Source organism: Paenibacillus sp. S33 (assembly GCF_053615415.1).
The window spans coordinates 1,856,299-1,881,388 of the sequence record NZ_JBSIEZ010000001.1; the positions used below are offsets into that span (position 1 = coordinate 1,856,299).

The 25,090-nt window shown below is 44.0% G+C and carries 25 protein-coding genes and 3 pseudogenes; 22 read left to right on the top strand and 6 right to left on the bottom strand.

The features are described 5' to 3' along the window. Positions 1-123: 123 nt before the first annotated feature. From ACWGXJ_RS08750 to ACWGXJ_RS08760, 3 genes are all read left to right on the top strand, one after another. Entirely contained in the window at positions 124-1,002 is an 879-nt protein-coding gene (locus ACWGXJ_RS08750) for a radical SAM/SPASM domain-containing protein (protein ID WP_452566575.1), read from the top strand. A gap of 236 nt (positions 1,003-1,238) precedes the next feature. Next, a complete protein-coding gene (locus tag ACWGXJ_RS08755) occupies positions 1,239-2,498 on the top strand; it encodes a helix-turn-helix domain-containing protein (RefSeq protein ID WP_452566576.1) in 1,260 nt (419 codons plus the stop codon). Between the two features lie 70 nt (positions 2,499-2,568). After that, a complete protein-coding gene (locus tag ACWGXJ_RS08760) occupies positions 2,569-3,117 on the top strand; it encodes an ABC transporter substrate-binding protein (protein ID WP_452566577.1) in 549 nt (182 codons plus the stop codon). A gap of 231 nt (positions 3,118-3,348) precedes the next feature. Here ACWGXJ_RS08760 and ACWGXJ_RS08765 read toward each other — a convergent pair whose 3' ends face one another. Together ACWGXJ_RS08765 and ACWGXJ_RS08770 are read right to left on the bottom strand one after the other, a co-directional pair. After that, positions 3,349-4,485 (bottom strand): DcrB/PsbP domain-containing protein, encoded by a 1,137-nt coding sequence (locus ACWGXJ_RS08765; protein WP_322159208.1) that lies wholly within the window; start codon positions 4,483-4,485, stop codon positions 3,349-3,351. Between the two features lie 91 nt (positions 4,486-4,576). Continuing rightward, the gene (locus tag ACWGXJ_RS08770) at positions 4,577-5,002 is read right to left on the bottom strand and encodes a DUF4183 domain-containing protein (RefSeq protein ID WP_452566578.1); all 426 of its coding nucleotides are present in this window, start codon (positions 5,000-5,002) and stop codon (positions 4,577-4,579) included. Between ACWGXJ_RS08770 and ACWGXJ_RS08775 the strand changes: the two are divergent. Then, positions 4,973-5,248, top strand: a pseudogene (locus tag ACWGXJ_RS08775) (ankyrin repeat domain-containing protein); the annotation flags it as partial. The gene ACWGXJ_RS08770 and the pseudogene ACWGXJ_RS08775 overlap by 30 nt on opposite strands. Positions 5,249-5,337: 89 nt before the next feature. Here the strand turns inward: ACWGXJ_RS08775 and ACWGXJ_RS08780 are convergent. Further along, positions 5,338-6,225 (bottom strand): LysR family transcriptional regulator, encoded by an 888-nt coding sequence (locus tag ACWGXJ_RS08780; protein ID WP_452566579.1) that lies wholly within the window; start codon positions 6,223-6,225, stop codon positions 5,338-5,340. Positions 6,226-6,351: 126 nt separating this feature from the next. On the opposite strand from ACWGXJ_RS08780, the gene ACWGXJ_RS08785 reads away from it, so the two are divergent. From ACWGXJ_RS08785 to ACWGXJ_RS08800, 4 genes are all read left to right on the top strand, one after another. Then, positions 6,352-7,023 carry an O-methyltransferase gene (locus ACWGXJ_RS08785; protein ID WP_250261836.1) on the top strand — a complete coding sequence of 224 codons (672 nt, stop codon included), beginning with the start codon at positions 6,352-6,354 and terminating at the stop codon, positions 7,021-7,023. A gap of 353 nt (positions 7,024-7,376) precedes the next feature. Then, positions 7,377-8,123 carry a DeoR/GlpR family DNA-binding transcription regulator gene (locus ACWGXJ_RS08790; RefSeq protein ID WP_061828662.1) on the top strand — a complete coding sequence of 249 codons (747 nt, stop codon included), beginning with the start codon at positions 7,377-7,379 and terminating at the stop codon, positions 8,121-8,123. Between the two features lie 2 nt (positions 8,124-8,125). Beyond that, positions 8,126-9,037: a 1-phosphofructokinase gene (pfkB, locus tag ACWGXJ_RS08795; protein ID WP_025719683.1), complete on the top strand. Its 912-nt coding sequence runs from the start codon at positions 8,126-8,128 to the stop codon at positions 9,035-9,037. Positions 9,038-9,104: 67 nt separating this feature from the next. Further along, on the top strand, positions 9,105-11,033 hold the full coding sequence (locus ACWGXJ_RS08800) for a PTS fructose transporter subunit IIABC (RefSeq protein WP_061828658.1): 1,929 nt from the start codon (positions 9,105-9,107) through the stop codon (positions 11,031-11,033). 163 nt (positions 11,034-11,196) lie between these two features. On the opposite strand, the gene ACWGXJ_RS08805 is transcribed toward ACWGXJ_RS08800, so the two are convergent. Beyond that, complete coding sequence (locus ACWGXJ_RS08805; protein ID WP_061828656.1) at positions 11,197-12,072, bottom strand: LysR family transcriptional regulator; 876 nt, start codon at positions 12,070-12,072, stop codon at positions 11,197-11,199. Positions 12,073-12,183: 111 nt separating this feature from the next. On the opposite strand from ACWGXJ_RS08805, the gene ACWGXJ_RS08810 reads away from it, so the two are divergent. From ACWGXJ_RS08810 to ACWGXJ_RS08835, 6 genes and pseudogenes are all read left to right on the top strand, one after another. Beyond that, complete coding sequence (locus tag ACWGXJ_RS08810) at positions 12,184-12,570, top strand: tautomerase family protein (protein ID WP_452566580.1); 387 nt, start codon at positions 12,184-12,186, stop codon at positions 12,568-12,570. After that, positions 12,567-12,902: a carboxymuconolactone decarboxylase family protein gene (locus ACWGXJ_RS08815; RefSeq protein WP_061828652.1), complete on the top strand. Its 336-nt coding sequence runs from the start codon at positions 12,567-12,569 to the stop codon at positions 12,900-12,902. Before ACWGXJ_RS08810 ends, ACWGXJ_RS08815 begins: the two co-directional genes overlap by 4 nt. Before the next feature lie 177 nt (positions 12,903-13,079). Next, positions 13,080-13,301, top strand: a pseudogene (locus ACWGXJ_RS08820) (family 1 glycosylhydrolase); the annotation flags it as partial. A 178-nt stretch (positions 13,302-13,479) separates the two neighbouring features. Next, positions 13,480-14,382, top strand: coding sequence for a LysR family transcriptional regulator (locus ACWGXJ_RS08825; RefSeq protein WP_250261831.1), 903 nt, complete (start codon positions 13,480-13,482; stop codon positions 14,380-14,382). Between the two features lie 123 nt (positions 14,383-14,505). After that, positions 14,506-15,645 (top strand): 5-methyltetrahydropteroyltriglutamate--homocysteine S-methyltransferase, encoded by a 1,140-nt coding sequence (locus ACWGXJ_RS08830; RefSeq protein WP_452566581.1) that lies wholly within the window; start codon positions 14,506-14,508, stop codon positions 15,643-15,645. 300 nt (positions 15,646-15,945) lie between these two features. Continuing rightward, positions 15,946-16,431, top strand: coding sequence for a DUF1036 domain-containing protein (locus tag ACWGXJ_RS08835; RefSeq protein WP_165145329.1), 486 nt, complete (start codon positions 15,946-15,948; stop codon positions 16,429-16,431). A 205-nt stretch (positions 16,432-16,636) separates the two neighbouring features. Here the strand turns inward: ACWGXJ_RS08835 and ACWGXJ_RS08840 are convergent, their stop codons facing one another. Further along, positions 16,637-16,975, bottom strand: a complete 339-nt coding sequence (locus ACWGXJ_RS08840; RefSeq protein WP_452566582.1) for a helix-turn-helix domain-containing protein — start codon at positions 16,973-16,975, stop codon at positions 16,637-16,639. 331 nt (positions 16,976-17,306) lie between these two features. Here ACWGXJ_RS08840 and ACWGXJ_RS08845 point away from each other — a divergent pair, with 331 nt between their 5' ends. The 3 genes from ACWGXJ_RS08845 (at position 17,307) to ACWGXJ_RS08855 (ending at position 18,463) form a co-directional block, all read left to right on the top strand. Continuing rightward, complete coding sequence (locus ACWGXJ_RS08845) at positions 17,307-17,594, top strand: hypothetical protein (protein ID WP_446674429.1); 288 nt, start codon at positions 17,307-17,309, stop codon at positions 17,592-17,594. Between the two features lie 100 nt (positions 17,595-17,694). Next, positions 17,695-17,793, top strand: coding sequence for a hypothetical protein (locus tag ACWGXJ_RS08850; protein ID WP_014599622.1), 99 nt, complete (start codon positions 17,695-17,697; stop codon positions 17,791-17,793). Positions 17,794-18,013: 220 nt separating this feature from the next. After that, a complete protein-coding gene (locus tag ACWGXJ_RS08855; RefSeq protein ID WP_061828647.1) occupies positions 18,014-18,463 on the top strand; it encodes a DUF6386 family protein in 450 nt (149 codons plus the stop codon). Between the two features lie 129 nt (positions 18,464-18,592). On the opposite strand, the gene ACWGXJ_RS08860 is transcribed toward ACWGXJ_RS08855, so the two are convergent. Continuing rightward, positions 18,593-19,723, bottom strand: a complete 1,131-nt coding sequence (locus tag ACWGXJ_RS08860) for a phosphodiester glycosidase family protein (protein WP_254349392.1) — start codon at positions 19,721-19,723, stop codon at positions 18,593-18,595. A gap of 132 nt (positions 19,724-19,855) precedes the next feature. On the opposite strand from ACWGXJ_RS08860, the gene ACWGXJ_RS08865 reads away from it, so the two are divergent. From ACWGXJ_RS08865 to ACWGXJ_RS08885, 5 genes and pseudogenes are all read left to right on the top strand, one after another. Continuing rightward, positions 19,856-20,329: a DUF7716 domain-containing protein gene (locus ACWGXJ_RS08865; RefSeq protein ID WP_452566583.1), complete on the top strand. Its 474-nt coding sequence runs from the start codon at positions 19,856-19,858 to the stop codon at positions 20,327-20,329. A 51-nt stretch (positions 20,330-20,380) separates the two neighbouring features. Continuing rightward, positions 20,381-21,691, top strand: a pseudogene (locus ACWGXJ_RS08870) (hypothetical protein). Positions 21,692-21,846: 155 nt separating this feature from the next. Further along, entirely contained in the window at positions 21,847-22,470 is a 624-nt protein-coding gene (locus tag ACWGXJ_RS08875) for an SMI1/KNR4 family protein (protein WP_061828644.1), read from the top strand. 180 nt (positions 22,471-22,650) lie between these two features. Beyond that, positions 22,651-24,531, top strand: a complete 1,881-nt coding sequence (gene htpG, locus ACWGXJ_RS08880; protein WP_254349394.1) for a molecular chaperone HtpG — start codon at positions 22,651-22,653, stop codon at positions 24,529-24,531. 157 nt (positions 24,532-24,688) lie between these two features. Further along, a complete protein-coding gene (locus ACWGXJ_RS08885) occupies positions 24,689-24,949 on the top strand; it encodes a bacteriocin immunity protein (protein ID WP_250261824.1) in 261 nt (86 codons plus the stop codon). Positions 24,950-25,090: the final 141 nt, after the last annotated feature.

Genomic DNA, 25,090 nt, shown 5'->3' on the forward strand with positions numbered 1-25,090 from the left:
GAGCATTTGATGCCCACACCAAGGGGAGGCTGGAGAGTTTACCTGTCGGTGATAACCCGTTATAATCATAAGATTAGTGAGCATAAACAAGATGCTCCGGATGAAGGTTAGAATGGGGAAATCATGTTGAAAACTTTTAAAAAGGTATACATTGAGATAACGAGCATTTGCAATCTTGCATGCAGCTTTTGTCCTCAAACACAGCGTGTCAAAAAATTTATTGATCCGGAAGTCTTTCGAAATGTGCTTGATCAGGTCAAACCACATACGGATTACATCTATTTGCATGTAAAAGGAGAGCCGTTGCTCCATCCGAAAATTGATCTTTTGCTGGAAAGTGCTCATGAGAAAGGATTGAAGGTCAATATTACCACCAATGGTACCTTGCTGCCGAAGACCGGACATAAGCTGCTTGGGCAACCAGCGCTGCGTCAGATGAACTTCTCTCTTCACAGCTTTGACGGGCACGAAGGCTCCGTGGATCGAGAAGGATATTTGGGTAATATTTTCACGTTTGTAAGAGAAGCAGTGAAACACAATGTCATTATTTCGTTCCGTCTCTGGAACCTGACTCAGGATAATCTGACTAATGTGCAGCGTCAGCGCAACCGGGAAACACTTGAACGACTGGAGCAAGAGTTTGGACTGGACTATCGGATTGAGGAAAAGGTGATACCAGGCAGTGGGGTCAAAATCGCACCAAACGTTTATTTGAATCAAGACCATGAATTTGAATGGCCGAGCCTCAGTGCCCCGGAAGATGACGGAGAAGGCTTTTGCCATGCACTCCGTAGCCAGGCGGCGGTATTGGTGGATGGAACGGTGGTCCCTTGCTGTCTGGATGGAGAAGGTGTCATTAATTTAGGTAACGTGCATGAACAATCTTTTTCCGACATTGTGGAAGGGGAGCGTGCCAACCGTCTGTACTTCGGTTTCTCCAAGAGAGAAGCGGTAGAAGAGTTATGCCGAAAATGCGGGTACCGCAAACGATTTGGAACATAATCATACAGGTGAGCTCTAATCAACAGTAGAATGAATTGCAAGAAAGATAGCCCTTTTGCAGGGCTTTTTTACATATATTTCGATATATACATACATAATCAATGGTTTTGAACTGTTCAGAGGAAGTTAGATACAAGCGATTGCTTGTGAGAATGATTATCAATTATAATGAGTTTAATCTGATAGGGCGGAATAAGAACTGAAGGAACGGTTTGGATGGAGGTTGAGCGGTAGTAATGAAGTTGAGCGATCACATTTTGCTGTGGAATCATGTTTTTATACAGGTGATGGATGTTCGTCATAAGAAGATGGAAAAAGGGGAGGAGCTACGAACCTATCGACTTCCTGTTAGTGCGTTCTTGTATGCTGTGCGTGGAAGCGCACGGGTACGGTTGGATAACAGTATTCACAGGGTAGAGCGTTTCCATGTACTGCATGGCGGAAAAGGAATGTGCCTGAGTATCCTGGCGGAAGAGGGACTTGAATATTTCATCATTTTGTACAAGGCAACGTTGGCTCTGCCTGGTCGCAAGGAGATTGCACAATTGCTGGAAAAGGAAAATCCTTTTCAGAATCAGTATGCTTTCGCACCTCATTACCCGTTGCCCCTGTACGATAAAGTGAAGCTGTTGGAGCAAGAATGGCGTGAAGCTTCTGGACTTGGCAAACTGCATGTTAAAGCCTTATTTCATCAATTTGTATATGAGTTGTTGCAGCAGTTGTATGGGCAGGACATCGAACCTCTTAAGCCCGACCTTGTATCGCAGGCTATAGCCTATATGCGTGAGCATTTTAGTCGGCCTATGACACTTGAGTCCATTGCGGAGGAGCTAGAATGCAGTACTGGACATTTATCAAGGTTATTCAAAAGTAAAATGCATACCAGTCCGATTCATTACTTGGGCCAAGTAAGAGCAGATCGAGCAGCAGAACTGCTAATGCAGACGGACGCCACTTTGCAGGAGATCGCAGAGCGTGTGGGATATCCAGATGCCCATTCGTTAAGTCGCAGCTTCAAGAAATATAAGGGACTATCTCCCGTACGATTCAAAAAGGAGCGGGAGCATCCTGCTCAGAAGCAAGATCAGGATATGCCCCAAACGATGCTTAAATCTGCCCTTCAGCGGACATCTTTCACACGTTATACTGATATTGATTATCAATATCGGCATCATGCGGAAGGGGATTTAATCATGCACGGAAGAGTCAAAATAACGGCCATGATGATTATGTTGTGTTTATCTTTGATGCTGGGAGCTTGCTCGGCTCCGACGAATACAAATGGAAGCTCGCAAACGAAGGCTAATCATACAGCGACATCATCCAACAGCGATGGACAAGCGGCAGTGCAAGCACAGACAAGAACGGTTAAGACATTAAAAGGCGATGTGGAAGTACCTGCAAACCCGAAACGAGTGGCATCGGATCAGGTATATGGGTCATCTTTTAAAACTGGGGATTATTCCGGTGGGGGTCAGAAGCTATATGCTGAATGAGGCTTGGATTGATCAATCGGGATATCCCTAAGAGAAGTTGGCCGGAATCAAGGATCTCGGTGATTTTCCTATGGATTTAGAGGAACTGACCGTTCTGCAACCGGATTTAATTATCGGTTCAATCGAAAAGAACATCGACAGCTACCAAAAGGTAGGAACGACTGTGTTCTTGCCGTATTGGGAGGGCGAATCTACAGCGGGGCCACTGGATAAATTCCGCAGAATCAGTGAAATCTTTGGCAAGCAGAAAGAAGCCGAGCAGTGGATTACTGAATATGAGAAGAAAGCTGCAGAGGCCAGAACGAAAATTCAAGGTATCGTTAAAGACGGAGAGACGGTGTCAATTGTACAAGTCGCCAATAAATCGATATATGTTTTGGCAGCAAAAGGCGGCAATTACGGAAGTCCGACCATTTATCAGATGCTAAAGCTGCCACCTACCAAAAAGGCATTGAACATGAAAGAAGGTTTTGAAAATATTTCACTTGAGGTTTTACCCGAGTATATGGGAGATCACATCTTTGTATACGGTTCAGAAGATGAAGGGGCTAATCAGATTCTGCATAGTGAGCTATGGAAAGGCCTTCCCGCTGTAAAAAAAGGACAGGTTTATATGTAGGGTTCATTCAGCGATAAAGAGGATGAGTTTGTGATGGAAGATCCTTATTCATTGGAACTTCAATTGGATACGATAGTTAATCTCTTATTAGCCCACAAAAAATAAAAGGATGTACAGTAACATCTCCTATCTAAACAAGGGGAATCTTTTAGAATTTCAAGCTGTGATAGTCATATAGACAAAATCCGCTTAACACAAAGATTCCTAAGTGTTTGGCGGATTTTATTATGTCTATATTTCTTCTTCTCTGTATGTTTTGGTGTATCTTTGAAATTCAGATTTTTGATTATCGTAATAATCAGCTCTCGTCCAAAAAATAATTTGAGAGAATGAGTCGGAATGTTCCAAATAAGTGATTAAATATACAATTTTTACTTTATCACTCTCTACCCATACTTCGTATTGCAAGCCTTGATTCCCGTTTATATTGACCTTTACTGGTCCCGTCGAAATAATCCCTTTTCCAGACCTTTTGAGTACTAATTGAGCTGAAAACTCAGCGTAATCTTTTAATGTGATCATTGAGGATTTCTCATACGGCAGTTCGGATTTCCAATCCTTGATGATCGTCATGTATGCATCGTTTTTTTCATACCAGGCTTGAATTAGCGCATCTGGATTAAGAATTAAACCAGTCTTCCATATATAAGGGAGACGAATTTGTTGCTTGGCATCTTCACTTTTAAATGTTTTCAAAATAGTTGTTGAGCGAAGGTCTGGCTTAACTTGTGAGTCGCTTAAGACTTTCAAGGAGCTGGCTATAGTTGCAAATTCGTGATGTTGTTCTACTGCAGAGCCTCCCCTTGAATAGATTAATACTTGAAGATAGTGCTGCTTACTCTCTAACATGGCACTGAAGTAATAGACCTGTTGGCCATTGTATTTCCCGCTATAATCGGCTGTTCTGGCGGTTGTGGAATCAATCTGGATTGGGGTAGTATCCACAACCTTAAAGTTTTCTAGGCCCAATGCGGAGATTTCTTCACGTTGCTGTACGAATTCGTCGAGCGTCATATTATTTGCAAAAGCTGACTTGGGGACACGGAAAACCAGACCTACGTTCTTTTTTTCTTTGTCACAAACACTAAGCACCGAATCCAGTTGTCCCTGTTTAAATTTACGCCAGCCAGCGGGAATGGTAAGAGCCACAAGATCCTTATCCGAGGTAACGGTATGAGCCAGCGACTCTGTGACGGGTAAAACAGGCTGACTTTCTTTGTCTACCACTGTTGTACTATGAGTCGCATTGTCTACATCAGAATTTGTTTGGACTGTAGTTGCAGCATTATTTGAGGTGCAGCTGGTAAGCATGAGCACTGCGATCAGTGCAATAACATAAAATCGGAAATGCGCAAAATTGAATTGCATGGAAATAACTCCCTCTGTTTCATATTTACAAAGGAAATTTTACCCTTTTATAAAATTATAAAAAAGAGGCGTTTGTCCTGTTTTACGTAGCTTAGTCACTTATGGTAGTCGTTACTGTGACATTGTTGACAGAGGTTGAGGAAGCACTAGAGTTGAAATTAATAACCTCAATGACTACTGTTGCACCAACAATCAGGCCTGTATTTATAATTAGGTTTGTAGCAGAAAGCGTTGTTAAGCCGCCTCGCTGCAACGTCCCATTTACAAATACATTGTAGTATTCGCTACTAGTCGGAACAACAAGACTGTTTGCCGCGACTGAAGTACCACTATCATTTGTAAAACTTTGTGTCGGGATGGTGGTCACTCCTCCTAATATATCACCCAGCACGACAATAGCTGTGTAACGATTAACCGCTGGAGTGACATTGATGCTTGTTGTGATAGCAATGTTTCCAGATACGATACTGTCTGCTTCCAGATAGAGAACCTGCCAGAAAATGATCTTGATATTCAATTTGTTGAGTTCTTCTCATTCATAGATACGGTTGAGATGAAGATAGGTCGGCAAATGCTGTTGCGTCTGTCTCTAAACGTAGATAATTACTCGGATATTATGTTGGTGTGGAATCCGAAGCAGAAGTGCCTGGGTTATTATGACGAGGAGCATCAGGAACATGCGGATGTGTGCAGCTTTGCCGAGTTTCTTGCACAGCCGGAAGATTATCTGGAGAAGATTATTGAGGGTGAATATCTATCATAACAAGGTGAGCCATGAATGCGGTATGCACGCAGTCATGGCTCTTGTTATTTTAAAATACAGCGCTAGTGTACACAGGTACCTAATGCTCATTAGGAATGGTTACGTATGAGTTGAATGAGATTTAGAGTAGCGGTAGATAGGGGTTCGTTCTTACGGGTACAGATGGCGATTGAATTGAGAAGCTGGATGTCTTCTACATATACCCGGCACAGTTCGCCACGTTCTACATATTCACGCACGACCAGTGAGGACACAAAGTTGGCACCATATCCGGCAATAACTGCGGTAATCGCCTCATGCAGCCCTGTGAAGTTTAGGGTGACCTGGGGGGCGGGGGCATTGTAGGTTCGACATAAGGAAAATAATCTCTCCCGTGTTGAGCTCCCCTTTTCACGCATAACAAAGGGTTCATGCATCATTTCCAATAAAGAAACCTGCTGATTTGCATACCGATGATCTGGAGCCACCACGAACCACAATTCATCACGAAATAATTCTTCAGTCTGAATCGTATCGGGATACTGCTCAGGCAGTCCTCCGTAGATAGCCAAATCCACTTCTATATTTAATAGCTGCTGCAAAGCATCGTTGGAATTTGTAGTGTTAATCGTCATTTCAACATGCTCATATTGTTGTTTGAATTTTGCAATCCAGGCCGGAATGAGAAAATGAGCCGGTAAATAAGTAGCCGCTAGCCGGATATGACCATGGGCTCCATCACGATAATCTTGTGAAAATTGTTCGATTTGCTGTTCGACAGCAAAGAGCCGTCTGGCGAGTACAGCAAGTTTTTGACCAGCATCCGTTAAGGCAATCCCTCTTCCTAGCGGCATGAGCAGTGTGAGAGATATTTCTTTTTCAAATTTTTTAATCTGGGCGGTAATCGCAGGTTGGCTAATATTTAAAAGTTCAGAGGCACGTGTCACACTCCCTGTAGAGGCGACCACGTGAAATAAGCGTAATGCATGCAGGTTCAAGACCATACTCCCTTTCCGACAGATTCATATATGCAGATTATGAATAAAGCAAAAACATATATTATTTTTATAATAATAATTCATTTACAATCAAATTGTAAGTTAATCCAAAGGAGAGTGGAGCGAATGAATCAAACGAACACGTGGGATCAAGTAGACCAGTATATCTCGGAGTGTCTCATTCCGCATGATGCTGTCTTGGAACAAGTATTGGCCGCTAATCAAAAGGCGGGACTACCTCCGCATGATGTATCCCCCAATCAGGGAAAGCTATTAAATATCCTTGCTCAAATGCAGGGAGCGCGACGTGTGCTGGAGATCGGTACTTTGGGAGGCTACAGTACAATCTGGTTGGGAAGGGCGTTGCCGGAGGATGGAGAAATAGTTACGCTGGAAGCCAATCCGATCCATGCTAAAATTGCCCGGTCGAATATATCGTTGGCTCAGTTGGATGGAATAGTGGAACTTCGGGAGGGAGACGCTTTAGAGCAGTTAGCACAGATGAAAGAGGAGAGAGTTGACCCCTTTGATCTTATTTTTATCGATGCGGATAAACCCAATAATCCATTTTATCTGGATTGGGCACTTCGCTTCTCACATCCTGGCACCGTTATTATCGGTGATAATGTTATCCGTGAAGGAGAAGTGGTTCAAGCTTATAGCACAGACCCTCGTGTGCAGGGAGTAAGAAAGTTTTATGATATGCTAGCTGAGGAATCAAGAATTACAGCTACAGCTATCCAAACCGTGGGGAGCAAGGGGTATGACGGTTTCGTCATTGGAATCGTTAAAGGCTGAACGCTAAGCGTCTCGATTGGCTAAACACAAAGGGGAGCAGTCCTCGTGTTTAGCCTTTTTCTGAGCAGTAGAGAAGGTGGGGACGAATTGTGCGCATAATGGTAAAATAGTACTGCTGGAAGCTTTAGAACGTTTTTGAACGTTTACTGCTGAATTCCTATGTAAGAAGAATGAATTTACATAAAAGCAGATGAAATTTCTTTGAAATGTAAACGCAATCATGCTGATTAGAGCAGGAATTCACCATTTTGTAAAAAAATGAAGTCGGAATGAATTTTTTTGAATCTTTTTGAAGAAAAATGATTGTTTTTTGTCAAGTTTGTGGTACGATATGAACAGTTGGGGGAATGATGATGCTGACGGAAGAAAGATACAAGTTAATAATACAGCGCTTACAAGAATGTGGGGTTGTAAAGTTGCAAGAATTGGCTGATCTGTTGGGAGCTTCTGAGTCAACGATTCGGCGTGATTTGATAGATCTTGAGAGCCGTCAGTTGCTCAAGCGGATTCATGGCGGGGCAACCTTGCTGAATCAGAAAAGTCAGGAACCTGGCATGGAAGAAAAAACATTCAAAAACGTTCAAGAAAAAAATGCAGTGGCCCGTATAGCAGCCAAAGAAATTTTGGATGGCGAATGTATTTATCTGGATGCGGGAACAACAACGATGGCGATGATTCCTTACATTGAAGCTAAAGACGTGACGGTCGTGACGAATGGACTATCCCACGTAGAAGCACTGGTAAGCAAAAGAATCAGAAGCTATCTACTGGGAGGGATGATGAAAATTCATACCAAAGCCGTAATCGGGAGTATTGCCCTACAAAATTTGGACAATTTTCGATTCGACAAGTGCTTTCTAGGAACGAACGGGGTGGATATGGAAATGGGGTATACAACTCCTGATCCCGAAGAGGCGCTGATCAAGCGACGTGCTCACCAGCTGTCTGGCAAAACGTATGTGTTAGCCGATTCCAGCAAAATTGGAGAAGTAACCTTCGCCAAACTGTTCGAGCTCAAGGAAGCTATACTTATTACTGAATCGATGCCAGAACGGTCACGCCGATCCATCGCTCAGAAAACTAAGATAATCGAGGGATAACAATGATATATACAGTAACGCTGAACCCTTCCATTGATTATATCGTGGAAGTTGATGATTTGAAGCTTGGTGATTTGAACCGGATGAAACGTGATTTAAAACTGCCAGGTGGTAAGGGAATTAATGTATCACGTGTACTGAACCAGTTGGGAGCAGATAGCACGGCGATTGGTTTTCTCGGAGGATTCACAGGAAGGTTTATCGACGATACATTGCGGGAAGAATCCATTAAAACTGATTTTGTAATGATCGAAGATGACACACGGATTAACATTAAGCTCAAGCATGGCGATGAAACGGAAATTAATGGTCTGGGACCTGCGATTCGTGAGCAAGAGGCCGATGCGTTGGTGCAAAAGCTGGCGGGACTCCAGAAAAATGACATTGTCGTCTTGTCGGGAAGTATTCCACCGTCACTTGGAGGAGACTTCTATGATCGGCTGATTAGCGTATGCCAGCAAACTGGAGCTGAATTCGTCATCGACACCACAGGTGAGGCGCTGATGAAGGCACTGGTTCATAAACCGCTGCTCATCAAGCCGAATCACCACGAGTTGGCTGAGTTGTTTGGCGTAACGATTCATTCAAAGGAGGAGATCGTCACTTACGGTCGTAAGCTGCTGGAAGCAGGTGCAAAAAATGTACTGATTTCCATGGCAGGAGAAGGGGCTTTGTTCATTACGGCAGATGAAGTGTATCACGCAAATGTACCAGCAGGTACGGTGAAAAATTCTGTAGGCGCAGGTGATTCAATGATTGCTGGATTCGTGGGTACGCTGGCTCTTCATGGCGATCCGATCGAAGCATTCCGTGCAGGAGTGGCATCCGGAAGCGCAACTGCGTTTTCCGATGATCTGGCTACTAGAGAGAAAATTGAACAATTACGGCCGCAAGTCACGATTTCAAAACGGTAATCCGGCTGCATCATGAGCTTATTATGCGTGTATCGACACGCTGATCGAACTTAGGAGAGTGTGAAAAATGAGAATAACAGACCTGATGATTAAAGAAACGATGATCATGGACCTGCAGGCGACGACAAAAGACGAGGCGATTGAGGAGCTTATCGCTAGTCTCGAAGCAAGTGGACGTATTAATGACCGTGCCTTGTTTAAAGAAATGATTTACAAACGTGAAGCAGAGTCTAGTACTGGAATCGGCGGCGGCATTGCGATGCCGCATGCCAAGACTAAAGCTGTGAATGAAGCGACTGTCGTTTTCGCCAAAAGCAGTAAAGGCGTAGAATTCGAATCGTTGGACGGTGAGCCGGCAAAAGTGTTCTTTATGATTGCCGCTCCAGAGGGAGCAGCAAATACGCATCTTCGCACACTAGCGGCTCTTTCCCGGCTTCTAATTGATACCGATTTCATTGACAAACTGATGAATACGCAAACACCGGATGAAGTATCCGAGCTGTTTGATACCAAGCAGGCGGAAGAAGAAGCAGCCAAGAAAGCAAAAGAAGCAAAGAAAGAGGCTGCCAAAGCACAGAAAACGCCGGATGTTATCGTTGGTAACCCGAATTCAGACGAGTTTGTGGTTGCGGTGACTGCCTGCCCTACAGGCATTGCGCATACGTTTATGGCTGAAGACGCTCTCATTAAGAAAGCGACAGAAATGGGTGTTAACATCCGGGTAGAAACGAATGGCTCGGAAGGTGCGCAAAACGTACTGACAGCGGATGAAATTCGCCGTGCCAAAGGTGTAATCGTTGCTGCTGACAAAAAGGTTGAAATGGCCAGATTTGACGGTAAACCTGTATTGCAAAGACCGGTAAGCGACGGTATCCGTAAATCTGAGGAACTGATCCGCAAAGCGCTGAACGGCGATGCCCCAATTTATCGTAGTGAAGGTAAAAGCAGCGCTGAAGAGTCGAAAGCGGAGAAGAGCAGCGTGGGCAGTAAAATCTATAAGGATTTAATGAACGGTATTTCTCATATGCTGCCATTCGTTGTAGGCGGGGGGATTTTGTTAGCAATTTCCTTCTTGATTGAACAAGTGGCAGGAGAAGACAATGCATTGTTCCAACTGTTGCAGACAATTGGCGGTGGAACAGGTGCGTTCCACTTCCTGATTCCGATACTGGCCGGATTTATCGCGATGAGCATTGGAGACCGCCCGGCACTGATGCCAGGTATGGTTGGGGGTCTGATGGCTGTAAACTCTAATGCAGGCTTCCTTGGCGGTCTGGCAGCTGGTTTCATGGCTGGTTATGTGGTGATCTTCCTGCGTAAAGCTTTTGCAGGTCTGCCGAAAGCACTGGATGGTTTAAAACCAATCTTGTTATACCCTGTATTTGGACTTCTAATTTCAGGCGCGATTATGTTCTACCTGTTCGATCCAATTTTCGGTGGTATTAATACGTGGCTTGTTAATGTTCTGAACAATTTGGGAACAGGTAATGCAGTTATTTTGGGTCTGATCCTGGGCGGAATGATGTCGATCGACATGGGTGGTCCTTTTAACAAAGCAGCTTACGCATTTTCGATCGGTGTCTTTACTTCCAGCGGTAACACGAACGGTGCCATGATGGCGGCTGTTATGGCGGCTGGTATGGTACCTCCGCTGGCGATCGCATTAGCTTCGACGTTCTTCAAAAATAAGTTTACTGAGCAAGAGCGCAAGTCTGGCTTGACGAACTATGTACTTGGATTGTCCTTCATTACAGAAGGAGCCATTCCATTCGCAGCTGCCGATCCTCTGCGTGTCCTGACCTCTTGTATTGTAGGTTCAGCGATTGCTGGTGGTCTGACGCAGTTCTGGCAAATCAATCTTCCAGCTCCACATGGCGGAATTTTTGTAGCAGCTCTTGCCAATCATGCTTTGCTGTTCTTGCTTGCAGTCGTGATCGGCTCCGTGATTTCCGCGCTCATTCTGGGACTGTGGAAAAAACCGCTCGAAGCGAAATAACGGGTATGTCAAGAGTATAAAAATTAAAAGAGGGCCATATTTCTTTAGGCCATCAAAATAGTAAAGCCGCTAAACATCAGGTTTTCTGAGTGTTTAGCGGCTTTCTTTATGCAAAGGTGTCGGCTTTGCCTATATAGCTTAATTAGTAGTTATTGCATTGGAGCTATAGCCTATAAAGCCCCTTAACCAGCTGTATAAACAGCTTTCGGGCCGAAGACATATACTGCTGGTGATGGTTGTTTTGTAGCAGTCCAATAGGAATATTCGGGTCTGTTAACTGGAGGGGGACGGTAACCAGTTCCTCCGGCAAAGGCATTGACGATAGAACCACTCCAACTGATGGAATCGTTTTTACAAATGTGGCGATCGACGAGATTTGACTGACAGTATAAAAAAACGGCATCGACGGAAAGCGGGAAAGCTCTTTCTCCAGTCGTATATGGTACAAGCAGTTCTTACCTCCGACGATAAGCGGGTACTCGTACAGATCTTCGAGATAAAGCTCACTTTTTACCGCAAAAGGGTGATTACGGGACACAATAAAGGCGATGTGTTCGTGATATACGGGTTCAAAGTGTAAGGAAGGAATCGAGTGAGGTTCCCCGGAGATTGCAAAATCCAGCTTACCGTCCACCAAAGCATTTGCGAGTGCATCCGTGTTTCCAACTGTAAAATGGCACGTAATATTCGGTTTATGCTCTCGAAACTGCTGCAGAACCAAGGGCAGTACGGTAGCCGCCACCGTTTCAATCACACCGATATGGAGCGTGCCAATCTCCTCCTTTTTCAGAGACTTCGCCTGGTCCATCACAAAATTCCAATGCTGAATAAGCCCGTTTATCTCCTCGGCATATAGTTTGCCTGGGGACGTTAACTCTGCATCCCAACCCCTTTTAAAAAGCTGAAATCCCAGCTCTTTCTCTAGCCTCTGGATTTGGTTCGTGACTGTAGACTGAGCGTAGTTTAATTTGGCAGCAGCTTTTGAAAACGTTCCTTCTTCGATTATTGTACGAAATGTAGTTAATTCTTTCAGATCCACGCATGTTCATCTCCATCGGTAAAATTGAATATATTTATGATTATTTTCAATTATACAGATGAAAGTAAGGGGAGTACAATCATCTTATCCCAACGGATAGGAGAGATGAACATGCCATTTGTACGAGTTGGCTACATGGAGCAACAATACACAGAGCACGAGCTGCCTGGCATTAGCCGCTGTATCATGAATGCTTTGATCGAACATTTTCAGGTCCCGCCCAAGGATTACTTTCAGGTTTTTCATGCCCATAAGCAGAGCGAGTTTTATTTCAGTCCAGATTATTTGAATGTATCCAGAACAGACAAGCTACTGTACATCCAAATTACGATGGGATCGGGTAGAAGCACGGAACAAAAAAAGAGATTTTACCAAATATTAGCCGAACTCTTATCTATTGAATGTGAGATTAGACCGGAAGATGTATTTGTGACACTGGTAGAGACTGAATTAGAGGATTGGTCCTTTGGCAACGGACTTGCCCAGATGATTGTATGAAGCATAAATTGATCAGATCGAGTGTTCGGGAAACGATCGGTGATTTTGCTCCCGCTTTTGTAGGTTATACGGAGGATGTCCTTTTTGGAGATGTATGGAGAAGAAGTGAGCTATCTCTAAGGGAACGAAGTCTCATTACAGTTGCCGCTCTGGTAGCGGGTGAGCATATAAATCAACTCCCTTATCATCTGATGCTGGCCAAGGAGAACGAGATTTCGGAGGAAGAACTGGTTGAGGTCATTACACAGCTTGCCTTTTATGTAGGATGGCCCCGGGCAGCCTCAGCCATTCAGGTTGCCAAAGAGGTGTTTTGCAAAGAGAAAGAGAGTTAAGCATGAACCTAAAAAACTGCTAAGCACAAAGGATTGCGAGTGTTTGGCGGTTTTTTGGCATGATTGTATTGTTATTCTGCATTGAAAGCGGTATAGTAAGAGTAATTGAATGAGGGGTGAAGTGCCCTTCGGGATTGTTACTGGTAAGCAGGCGATACCCAAATAATGACTAATTGAATCGAGCAGATTCAACTGGCAATTACAGACGGTGTAGAAGTATTCGGCTTCTGTCCGTGGTCTGCAATTGATCTTGTTAGTACCCATCAGGGCTCCAGCAAGCGTTACGGGTTTATCTATGTGGATCGTGAGGAGTTTGATCTCAAGGATCTGCGTCGTATTCGTAAACAAAGCTTCTATTGGTATCAAAAGCTGATTTCCACAAACGGTGAAATTCGTTAATTAAAGCTGCCGTGAAAAAGCACCTCCTTGAAATGGATGTTACCATTTTGAGGGGGTGTTTGTAATTGTAGCCATGGGGGAGAGTCTGATTTCATTCAAGCATCCAATTACTCCTTTCCCAGAAGTGTGATCGTGTATTATATAATAGAAGAAACACAAACGGAAAGGACATCATGCATTGACTTTACAACAATTAAAATATGTCATTGAGGTTGCCAATCGCGGTTCCATGAATGAGGCGGCAAAGCGGTTGTTCATTTCCCAGCCCAGTCTGTCGAACGCAATTCGTGATCTGGAGGAAGAAATTCATATCACCATTTTTGAGCGTACCAATAAGGGGATTTCTTTGTCCAAGGAAGGCGTGGAATTCCTTGGTTATGCACGTCAGGTTGTTGAGCAGGCGGAGCTGCTGGAAAGTCGCTATCTGGATGCCAAGCCTTCACCGCAGCATTTTGCTGTGTCCACGCAACATTACGCTTTTGCTGTAAATGCATTCGTAAATCTGGTAAATCAATATGGTCAAGAAGAGTATGAATTAGCTTTGCGAGAGACCAAAACCCATGAAATCATACAGGATGTCAAAAGCCTGCGCAGTGAGATCGGAATCCTGTATCTGAACGAATTTAACGCTAAGGTCATTAACAAGCTGCTAAAAGATGCGAATCTGCAATTTAACAGCCTGTTTACGGCCAAGCCGCATATTTTTATCAGTGCCAATAATCCGCTATCCCGACAGTCCATCGTGACCATTGACCAGCTTCATCCGTATCCGTATTTGTCCTTTGAGCAAGGGGAGTACAATTCCTTTCACTTTTCCGAGGAGATTCTCAGTACGTTATCGCATCCCAAGAGCATTCGTGTCCATGACCGGGCGACCCTTTTTAATTTGCTCATTGGCTTGAACGGCTATACGATTTCTACCGGGGTGATCAGTGCGGATCTGAACGGTAACGATATTATTTCCGTCCCTCTGGAATGTGATGAGTCTATTAATGTGGGATGGATTTGCCATAAAAACGCTGCGCTCTCCAAGCTGGCCACCGTCTATGTAGAAGCGCTGCATGAGGCGATAGGGGGATAATAGGTTGGGTATAGCCTTAGGCTATAACTAGCTATAGTTTATTGGAGTTACTTTATAACTGAATATGTATGTTATCTTTCTTACAAGAACTTCACTATAGAAGCGAAAAAGGAGATAACCCTAATGAGCAGCATCCTTGATAATGCATCCCAACGTAAAGTGACCCCTTTTAGACACGATATGGTCGGCAGCTTTCTGCGCCCGCAAGCGATTAAAGACGCCAGAATTCAATTTCAAAATAATGAAATCTCTGCGGACGAGCTGAGAAAGATTGAAGATAACGAAATTATCAAGCTAGTGGAAAAGCAAAAATCCGTAGGACTTCAAGCCGTGACGGACGGTGAATTCAGACGCTCCTGGTGGCATCTTGATTTTATGTGGGGTCTGGATGGCGTGGAAAAGGTACAGCTTTCGAACGGCTACCAATTCCAAGGTGTGGAAACAAGAGCGGAAACCGCACGCTTGTCCGGTATAATCGGACATTCCCGTCATCCTTTCATTGAAGATTTCAAATTCCTGAAGCAAGTAGCAGGTGAGGATGCCATCGCGCGCCAAACAATCCCGGCACCTGCGCAATTCCTGGCCGAGCTGTTGCGTGGCGAAAATAAAGAAACAACCGATACGTACTACAGCAATCTGGATGAGCTGGTGACGGATATCGCCAAAGCTTACAAATCCGTGATCCAAGCGTTGTACAATGAAGGTTGCCGCAGCTTGCAATTGGACGATTGCACATGGGGTATGCTCTGTGATAAAAACTATTGGGAAGCTAGACAGCATGCGGGTGAGAATGTGGAAGATACCAAAAAGCTGTTCGCTCGCGTGAATCAGGAAACGGTGAAGGATCTTCCAGCCGATTTGGTCGTTACAACCCACGTATGCCGTGGTAACTACCATTCCACCTGGGCATCTTCTGGCGGCTATGAGCCTGTAGCCGAAACTCTGTTCGGCATCGACAACATCGACGGCTACTACCTCGAATTCGATACCGACCGTGCAGGTGATTTCACACCGCTTAAGCATCTGAAAGATCAAAAGCAGGTCGTACTAGGCCTCGTTTCCTCCAAAACAGGTGAACTGGAAGACAAGCAGACGGTCATTAACCGTATTAAGGAAGCGACTCAATTCGTCGACATCAACCATATCTGCCTCAGCCCACAATGCGGCTTCGCTTCGACAGAAGAAGGCAATATTCTGACAGAAGAGCAGCAGTGGAAAAAGCTTGCTTTCATTAAAGAGATTGCGGACGAGATTTGGAAGTAAGGGTTTAGGGAAATTAAAAGGTTCTATTAGTTAAAGATATTTTATTAAAAAACACGTCATATATGGACGTGTTTTTTGATCTTTACGAGATTAGGTGGGAGTATTCTTTGGATTGAATTCCATAACATAAACAATATGGTTATATGGTTTCGCCAAACTGATGGCGGGAAACTCTAAAAAAGCATAATCTCTGAATATCCTAAAAAAAAGGTTAAGACTCTTTTATGTTTGTCCACTTCCTTTTTACAACTCTTGCATACCATGGATTGTAGAATGGCATTAAGAGGGAGTGACAAAAAAATGAGTCTTTATTTTCGAAACAGCACCAATTCTACCGTACAAGTAGCCATTTTCTATCACGCGAGTAGGTGTGGGTTTGTCTTTGTGGGACAAACTGGTATATTGTCTACCTGGTACCGTTTGGCGCCTGGTCAAACGAGGGAAGTTGTTACTGGCAACGTAGGGGATAGAACAATATATTACTACGCTGAGAGCGTATCAAGAAATCTTGTGTGGTCAGGTAGTTTCCCCATACATGTTCCTAATTATAACTTCAGTGGATGTTGGATCTGGAATATTAATGGTAATCTATGCAATAATTGCAGAAGAGTTGGTTTTAAAACACTTAACATCCAACGCGGTTTCGTGAACTTTACAGTCAACCTTATTACAAATAGTGCTCAAAGAAAAACGAAGCTAAAAAATGTTCGTATGGTATTGCCCACAAAAAGGGTAAAAAGAAAATCTAAATTGAATGACCGCAAGAAACTACCTAGAAGCCAATAATTTCATAATGGAGGGGAATCCTTTGTAATTTCGAATTCAATTCAGTTCGCGCTTTTAATATAAGAAACTTGAAATTAAGTTAATAGTGGATATATATATATTATTTTAATTTTCGATAGGGTATTGAACTTACGTAAAACAATAGTGCAATAGGAACTGCCTTGTTAACTAAAGGTGGCTCCTTTATTTTTGCTAAAAAATCCTTTTAATTTGTAATCTCCCGTATCACCTTCCTCGCCAAGCGTACTTTCTCTGGACTCGACTTTTGGAGTATTTTTATGATTTCTTGTATATCAGTTTCATGTTTTGTAACCTTAATATCCTCATTTACATAAGCAAAAAGCTGAATCAAATTAACATCCAGTGCATTAGCTATTTTAGCTATATTTATTAAAGATACGTTTTTTTCTCCACGCTCAATCTGCCCTATGTATGAAAAATGGAATCCGCCTTTTTCCCCAAGCGACTCCTGAGACAATCCTTTTTCTTTTCGTAAAGCACGTATTCTGGCACCCACTAATTTTAGAACTTCTTTATCTTCCATCGTCTACACCTCACTATTCTAAAAGTGTAGACAAGATATCCAAATGAAAACATTGAATAATGAATACAATAAATAATAATAATATTTATAAGTATTATTTTAGAGTATAATAAGACTATTCTTTAAATTCTCTGGAGGAATAGATATGAAAGAAGCTCCTTCTACCTGTATTCCAAGTCCCACTCAACTGTCCAGACCCTCACAACACCTACATAATTCAATAACGGATTTTCACACTCTATCCCAATACCACATGAAACTAGCCCAAATCCTGTACAAGCAGAATCAAGTCCAATGCTGCATAATCCTATGTGACTGGGCGTTAACCTCCATGTTGAAAGCACTATATATGAAAGAAAACAACAGCCGTTTCCCTCCCGGATTCCTGTCTATGACTGATCTGCTGCACTTATTACATACCGAAACCAACCCGGGATTGGATGTTGTTGTATTTATAGGCACCACTCAATTTCTTTCATCCCAGTTAGAAACCCCGCTCCTTCAAAAGATGAAGCACAGGGATGTGAGCAGGTTACTGCGAAGAACGGACGACATTCTCTGCCAGTTGTCATCCAGAGTCATTAGCGATCTATCTCAAACGTATCAGTCCATTTTCTGAGTAGTCCTTCCATGGCAAATAAACTTGCCGATTCGCCCTGTCGTTATCCGCTTTTCTTCATACGATAAGAGTAAGCTTTAACGCAAGGAGGGATTCAGACATGGGTGAAGTAGGTTACGGTGGAGCATGGACATCCACAGGAGCGATTTTGGTATTGTTCATTTTGTTGGTAATTATTACTAAGTCTTTTTTGATCTAACAGCAGGTTAGCATCGCTTAAATCCACAAATCGGCCTTCTTTCACGACATCGTGAGGGAGGGCTTTTTATGCAGAATGGGTGTTAGCCTAACATGTTGTCTGGCCCTGCAAGCATTGTTATACTTTACATACAGGGAGATTTTCCCTCAAATATATGGCAATACGGATAGCGTAAGACGTGGAAAAACAGAAATTCGTTGACCAAAATCAGGAGGATCGCATGATGAATACGGCAAGCAGTCCATTTCAATTTACGACAGACACGGCGACTCTTTGCTTATTTGATACGCAAGCACTTAAACATCGTTTGGACGATGATCCGGATTGGTGGTCCATCGAAGAGGACGAGCTGGGCGAGTTGAACAAAGGAAATGTAGCTTTTTTGAATCTGGGAGCCGACGGGACCTATGAGGTTGTGATGACAGATCATATCGACAAGCCTACTGTGCGGCTGTTTTTGAAGGTTCCCTCAGGCAACCTATTTATTGGAGCAGGGGAGGAAGCCACAAGTGGTGGACTGGAGCCTGAATGCGTATGGGGAGGGACGTTCCTTTCTGTGCAACCGGGATTTTATGAATGCTTGGCGAGCAGAGAAGACAATCGTATTTATCTTTCTTTAAAAAAAGGAAGCGAAGGCAGCAATAGCTTTACAGGTTTGATTCGATTGTAGGTTGTAGGCAACCCGTAACGGCCCATACAAGCCGCCTGAACAGGTGGAGGCCGGACAACCTAAACTGGGGAAATAGAAAAAAGGCTATCCCCACGGCTTACACATCCGTGAAGACAGCCCTTTATCTGTCTATTGATACTTTACAATAATGGCATTGCTGATTTGGCGGCCGGGTGTGGTGAGGTAGGAGCCGTTGTAATACAGCCCGCTGGAAGCACCGCCGTCCAGATTCATGGCCTGATAAGCGCCAGCCTGCTTCATCATTTGGGCGAGCTGCGGTATAGTCGCTCCACTTGTGGTCAGGAGGATCAGCTTATGATCCCGACTCATCCCGAGTGCGCTGCGGGCGCCGCCGCCTGTTAATATTTTAGGGTCCTTGAAGCCTTCGGCTTTGACATTTAGGGAAACCTGACCGTTCGTGACCAGACGAGGCCCGGCTTGAAGGGCACCTTCGACGCTACCTTGGCTTAAGCGTTGTTCAAAGGCAGAACCCGACACCAGCTCAGCTAAATGATTAGTATCGTAGGTGAAGACCGTTCGTTGGTCGCCAGAGCTTTTTTTCAACATCTTTCCGTGACTGACCAGATAGCCGTAAGGCGTTTTGTAAGAGCTTTTGGTATAGGCATCAAAGAATGTACCATTGATGGCTACAACCGCTTGGTTACGTTTGGCGAGACTACTTAAGTCTTCCACTTTACCAATGGAATCGCCTGCCAGTGCCACGTCCAGGCTTACCTTGGGATGGAGCATAGAGATGGTGACCACCTTAGCGGAAAATGTACGAGACCCGACCTTGAAGCTTTTATGAGCTGTCGTAATGGGTGTAGTGTTTCCGGGTAGCTTGCCAGTATGTACCGGAAGCGTGACGGACGTTGCACCTTGCTTAATGCGTACAGCTGAGGTTTCCTTTTGCCATGAGACTTGCAGGTTTAGATATTGACTGATGAACTGCAAGGGGACATAGGTCGAACCGTTATCGGTAAAAGGAGCATTTTGCAAATGGACCGTTTGATCATTCACTTTGGCAGTAGATTTCCCGGCAAATAGGGTGATCCGAGTATTGCCTTGCGCAATTTCTATTTTTTTGTCCGCTGCCGTTAAATTGAATGTGATCCCTTCATAGCTGTTCAGAAGACGAAGCGGGATGAAGGAGTGGTTACTCTGGTCCACATAGACCAGCATAGGTGCTGGGGCAGCAGCGTAGATCGGGGATACCAGTAATAGCAAGGACAGGATAACAAGTGCGGTGATTCTTTTCATGAATAGATCAATCTCCTTAAGTAGTCTTGACACTTTACGAGGTGCTTGTAATTATATCGGGTTTTATAAGTTGTAAATGTATGTTATGCGAATTTTGAGTGTTTAGCTGATATAGGAAGCGGGAGGTTGGAGATGAGCAGGTATGAGACAAGACTTGAGGATTACCGTCGCAAAGAGCGCCCGTCTTATCGTGTATTTGAAGGATTGCAGGAATTGGTGCGTAGCGTGGGGCAACTGCATAATAACTGGTTATATGTGAATGTGGATCAATGGGATCAAGAACCTGTTCACACACCGATTTATTATTGGGATGAGCATTGGCTAGAGGAATGTGCAGAGGAGGGTGCAGTCGTAACCAACGAACAGGACGAGTATATTCCCAAGTGGGTGCTGGATCGTCAGGTTCAAACCTGGTTTGAGTTGGCGACCTTCGAAAGTATTGTGGAAGTCCTTAAGGCTGCTGGACAGCCAGTGACGCTTCAGATGGTGACTATAGCGGTAAAATACTATGACAAACGAGATGCCTTTCTGGACAATGAAGAGGTGAAGGCAGTGACAGACCTGTGGTCTGTGCTGACAAAGGTGAGAAACCACCTAACAGAATGAACAAAGCCTGTAGAACAAACAGGGCATACATACACTGGATGGGAGAAGCAAATGAGTTGGTTGAATCATGAAATGGCAGCAAAGTGGCGACAGGAAGGAAAAAGGTATGCCGCAGATGTGAATGAATTTGTCAGAGTCGGCAGGAAAGTGAATGGCAGCAGGAGCAATCAGAGCCAAACCAGGACGAACGCCCCAAGATGGCCAAAGATATTTTTCGTATGATTCAGGAGGCGAATCAGGCTGGTGAAATGGAGCAGTTACGTCGAGAGATTCCAGCCGCGTCTTGGCCGCTTACACCAGCGTTCGAGGAGGCTTTGCAAGCCGTTAGGCCGATAGCTTTTGTGAATGGAGGCAATGAAGTCATTCTACATGCGGGCAATCCTCGGGAACGTGGGACGATCTATGTGACGGGAAAAGATAGAATCTTGCAAATCCCCGGACTGCATCGAGTAGGCTGTTCGCCGGACGGGACTTAATTTGCGTTGGTGGATGGACAGGGGATTCGGATTGTTCGTCAACCGGACTTAAATCTGCAAGGAGAAGCGACAGCACATTTTCAGTGGAAGGATATACAAGGCCGCTTAAAAGCATCCATTCCTGATCTGGAGTGCTTGGGAGATGAGGAGCATCCTGAAGATATATTAGATGAAGTGATTCCGTTTGGCGATGGACAGCGACTTCTGTTGGTTTGCGGTTACGGCGTTTATTTGCTGGCTGGTGATCAGGTGGATTTGATCCATCCCAAGGCGTCTGAACGAAGAAAACTAGAGTTGGAAGACACGATTGTGGATATGGCCCATGGAGCTGTGTCGAGGGATGGACGTTGGATTGCTTACGGTAGCCAGATGAGTGAGCATATGCTTATGGATCTGTCTGATAAGACGTTGCATACATTGGAGCCAAGTTCTAGTTATCCGCATTATGCTCTATTTGCCAAAGATGATCTGAACGTCTGGTACAATGCCTGTCATTTCTACAACGGTGCCACCATTCAAGTGTCGATTGCTGAGGTGGAGCAGGGTCTTGCTCAGAATAAGGAAGAATGGCCGATGATGAATGAAGAAATGCGAGTATACGCTGCAACAGCGCTGACACAAGGATCTATTTTGGGTGATGCCTACGGTTATCTCCGTCTGATTGACAGGGAGGGCCGTGAACTTTGGCGCTATTTTGTCGGCAGTACGATATCCGGGCTGGCAGCTACACCTGATGAAAGTATGTTGGCGGTTGGAACGTATGGCGGTATGCTTCATTTGATTGATTTGCAGAGCGGCACGAAGGACGAATATAGCATTGGCCGCGCCAATTCACGAGACAGCGCGTTGGGTGATCTGGCGGAACTATGAGCCCTTGCGCTGGTAATACTAATATTCCGCAAATGGTGATAAAAGCAAGTTCTGATAAGCTGAACTTAAAAAGTGTAGCAGCACATGATTACAATGCTATTTTCAGATAGAGGGCATTTGGCATTAACCCATGATGCAAAATGTGAATAGAGAGGAAAGAGGTGTGAAGACATGGACAAGAAAGCGGATATTCGTACATCCATGAAGGAACTATTTGCTCAGATGGATGAAGCCTTTTTTATGGATGTGGAAGAAAATGTACCGATGGAAATGCGTGATGGGAATGTCGACGAGGAGGGATGGATCAAGTGGAAGCCTCTCCTTTCACAGATTACTGAACAGGAAGTTCGGGAGATGGAGGAAAAATACCATTTTGAGCTGCCGCCCCTGCTGAGGAGTTTTATCATGTCCTACCATTATGTATCTTTACAATTCGATAATGAATCCATTCCGGGAGTATACTGGAGCGATTGTACGTTTGTTGAGTTTCCACGTCTGCCTGTAGGTCAAGGCTTAAAGGCATTTTATGATTTGCTTGATCAATGGTCACCTCTTCTGTCAGCAGGCTACATTCCTTTTGCAATAGCAGAGGACGACCAGGGTCCCGTTTGTTTAAATGCAGGCAGCAGACATAAGGACGGCGATTATCCTATTGTTTGGTTCTTTCATGAGGACCTACAGCATTTGAATGAGGATGAGCTGCGGATCAGGAGTAATCTGCTTCCCCATGTACAGGGGCTGTTTCCATCTTCTGTCGAAATGTTTAACGTGATGTTTAAGCACATTAGACACTAGCGATTTCCTGAAATGTAATTTTAATGTTTAGTCGACCGAGATATTGACATAAAAAATGAGGAATGATATAAAAAAGGTAGGCTAGCACTCGAATGATGGGAGTGCTAACAAAGTTGAATCGTTTGCATAGCTCATATCCGCTGGCCTTACATAGGTTCATATTTGAAAGGAGATATCCGAATGGAGAAAAAACAGTTTCAGGCTGAGTCCAAGCGTCTGCTCGAAATGATGATTAACTCGATTTACACGCAAAAGGAAATTTTCCTAAGAGAGCTGATCTCCAATGCAAGTGATGCGATTGACAAAATTTATTACAAAGCATTGACGGATGATCAACTGGTCTTTGACAAAGAAAATTATTATATCAAAGTAACTGCCGATAAGGATAACAGAACGCTAACCCTGCGTGATACCGGGATTGGTATGACCAAGGAAGAACTAGAAAATAACCTGGGTGTTATTGCTAAAAGTGGTTCATTGGCATTCAAAAATGAAAATGAATCCAAGGATGGTCATGACATCATCGGTCAATTCGGCGTTGGTTTCTATTCAGCTTTCATGGTGGCCGATGTGGTTACAGTGACTACCAAGGCTTTGGGAAGCGATACTGCATATAAATGGGAATCCACAGGTGCAGACGGGTATACCATTGAGGCAGCTGAGAAGGACGAGGTCGGAACAGAGATAGTTCTGAAAATCAAGGCAAACACCGAAGATGAGTCCTACGATGAATATTTGGACGAGTACCGTTTAAAAGCACTGATTAAAAAATACTCCGACTTTATCCGCTATCCGATTAAAATGGATATTACAGGCAAGCGTCTGAAAGAGGGAAGCGACAACGAGTTCGAGGATTACGAAGAAGAACAGCGTATTAACAGCATGGTTCCTATCTGGAGAAAAAACAAAAGCGAGCTGACCGACGAGGATTATCAAAATTTCTACGCGGAAAAACGCTATGGCTACGACAAGCCGCTCCAGCATATCCACGTCAGTGCGGATGGCGCGGTAGTGTACCAAGCTATTCTGTTTATTCCTGAAAATATTCCGTTTGATTTCTACTCCAAGGAATATGAAAAAGGGCTGGAGTTGTATGCTAACGGTGTGCTGATTATGGAAAAATCTCCTGACCTGCTGCCGGATTATTTTAGCTTTGTCAAAGGTATGGTCGACTCCGAAAGCCTGTCGCTCAACATTTCCAGAGAAATGCTGCAGCATGACCGTCAGCTGAAGCTGATTGCTAAAAATATCGAAAGCAAAATCAAAGGCCAATTGCTGACCTTGCTCAAAAATGACCGGGAGAAATATGATCAATTCTACAAATCATTTGGCAGACAATTAAAATTTGGTGTCTACAACGATTACGGCAGACATAAAGAAACTCTCCAGGATCTGCTCATGTTCTACTCTTCTACAGAGAAAAAGCAGGTTACTTTGGACGAATACGTATCGCGTATGCCAGAGGATCAGAAGTATATTTATTACGCTTCCGGGGAGTCCAATGAGCGTATTGAAAAACTGCCGCAAACCGAAATGGTGGCTGACAAAGGCTACGAAATTCTGTATTTCACCGATGATATTGATGAGTTCGCTATTAAAATGCTCTTAAGCTACAAAGAAAAAGAATTTAAATCTGTATCGAGCGGCGATCTGGGCATTGAGCCTGACGAAAACGAGAAAGAATCAGAAGCAGAACAAAACGACAACAAAGAGCTGTTCGAGTACATGAAGGGCTTGCTGGAAGGCAAGGTATCCAGTGTTAAAGCCTCCAAGCGCTTGAAGACACATCCGGTATGTCTGTCCGCAGACGGTGAAGTGACGATTGAGATGGAAAAAATCTTGAACGCCATGCCTAATAACGCCGATGTCAAAGCGAATAAAGTGCTGGAAATCAACGTAAACCATGCGGTGTTCAACTCTTTGAAAGAAGCTTTTGACAAGGATAAGGAGAAGGTAAACCTCTATACGGCATTACTGTATAATCAGGCTTTGCTGATCGAAGGCTTGCCACTGCAAGATCCGGTTGAATTCACGAACGATATTTGCAAAATCATGGTTTAACAAGCTTTATTACTGTATAGAGCCGTTCCCATACTGGGGGCGGCTTTATTTATCATAAACTCTTCTTAAATCTCCATAATAGGTCATATAGCGCTTACAGAAGAAGGGATGGGCCCACACAATGCCGATCATACTCAATACAAAGGAGGGCAATTATATGAGTCTGGATAGAGATAGAAAGGAACTCCAAAATTTGGATCGAAGTGAGCTTATAGAGTTAGTGGAAAAAATCATCAGAGGTGAGGGAACAGAAGAGGAAATCGACAGCATGCTGACCATAGTGAAGCAAAATACGCCCCATCCGGGGATCAGTAATTTGATCTACTGGGATGACCGTGACTTGAGTGCAGCAGAGATCGTAGATGAGGCATTACGCTATCAGCCCATTATTTTACCACCCCATGAATCTTCTTCATAGGATGCGGAGGGGTGGTCTTTTGTTTAGAAATAAGATAGTATTAACTCTTTAGGACTATGAGCATTAGATTCAAAAAAACTTCCGTTAAATACGTGCTGACTTCCCTAGAGTGTATGGGGTAATGTTTGTTTTTTGCACACT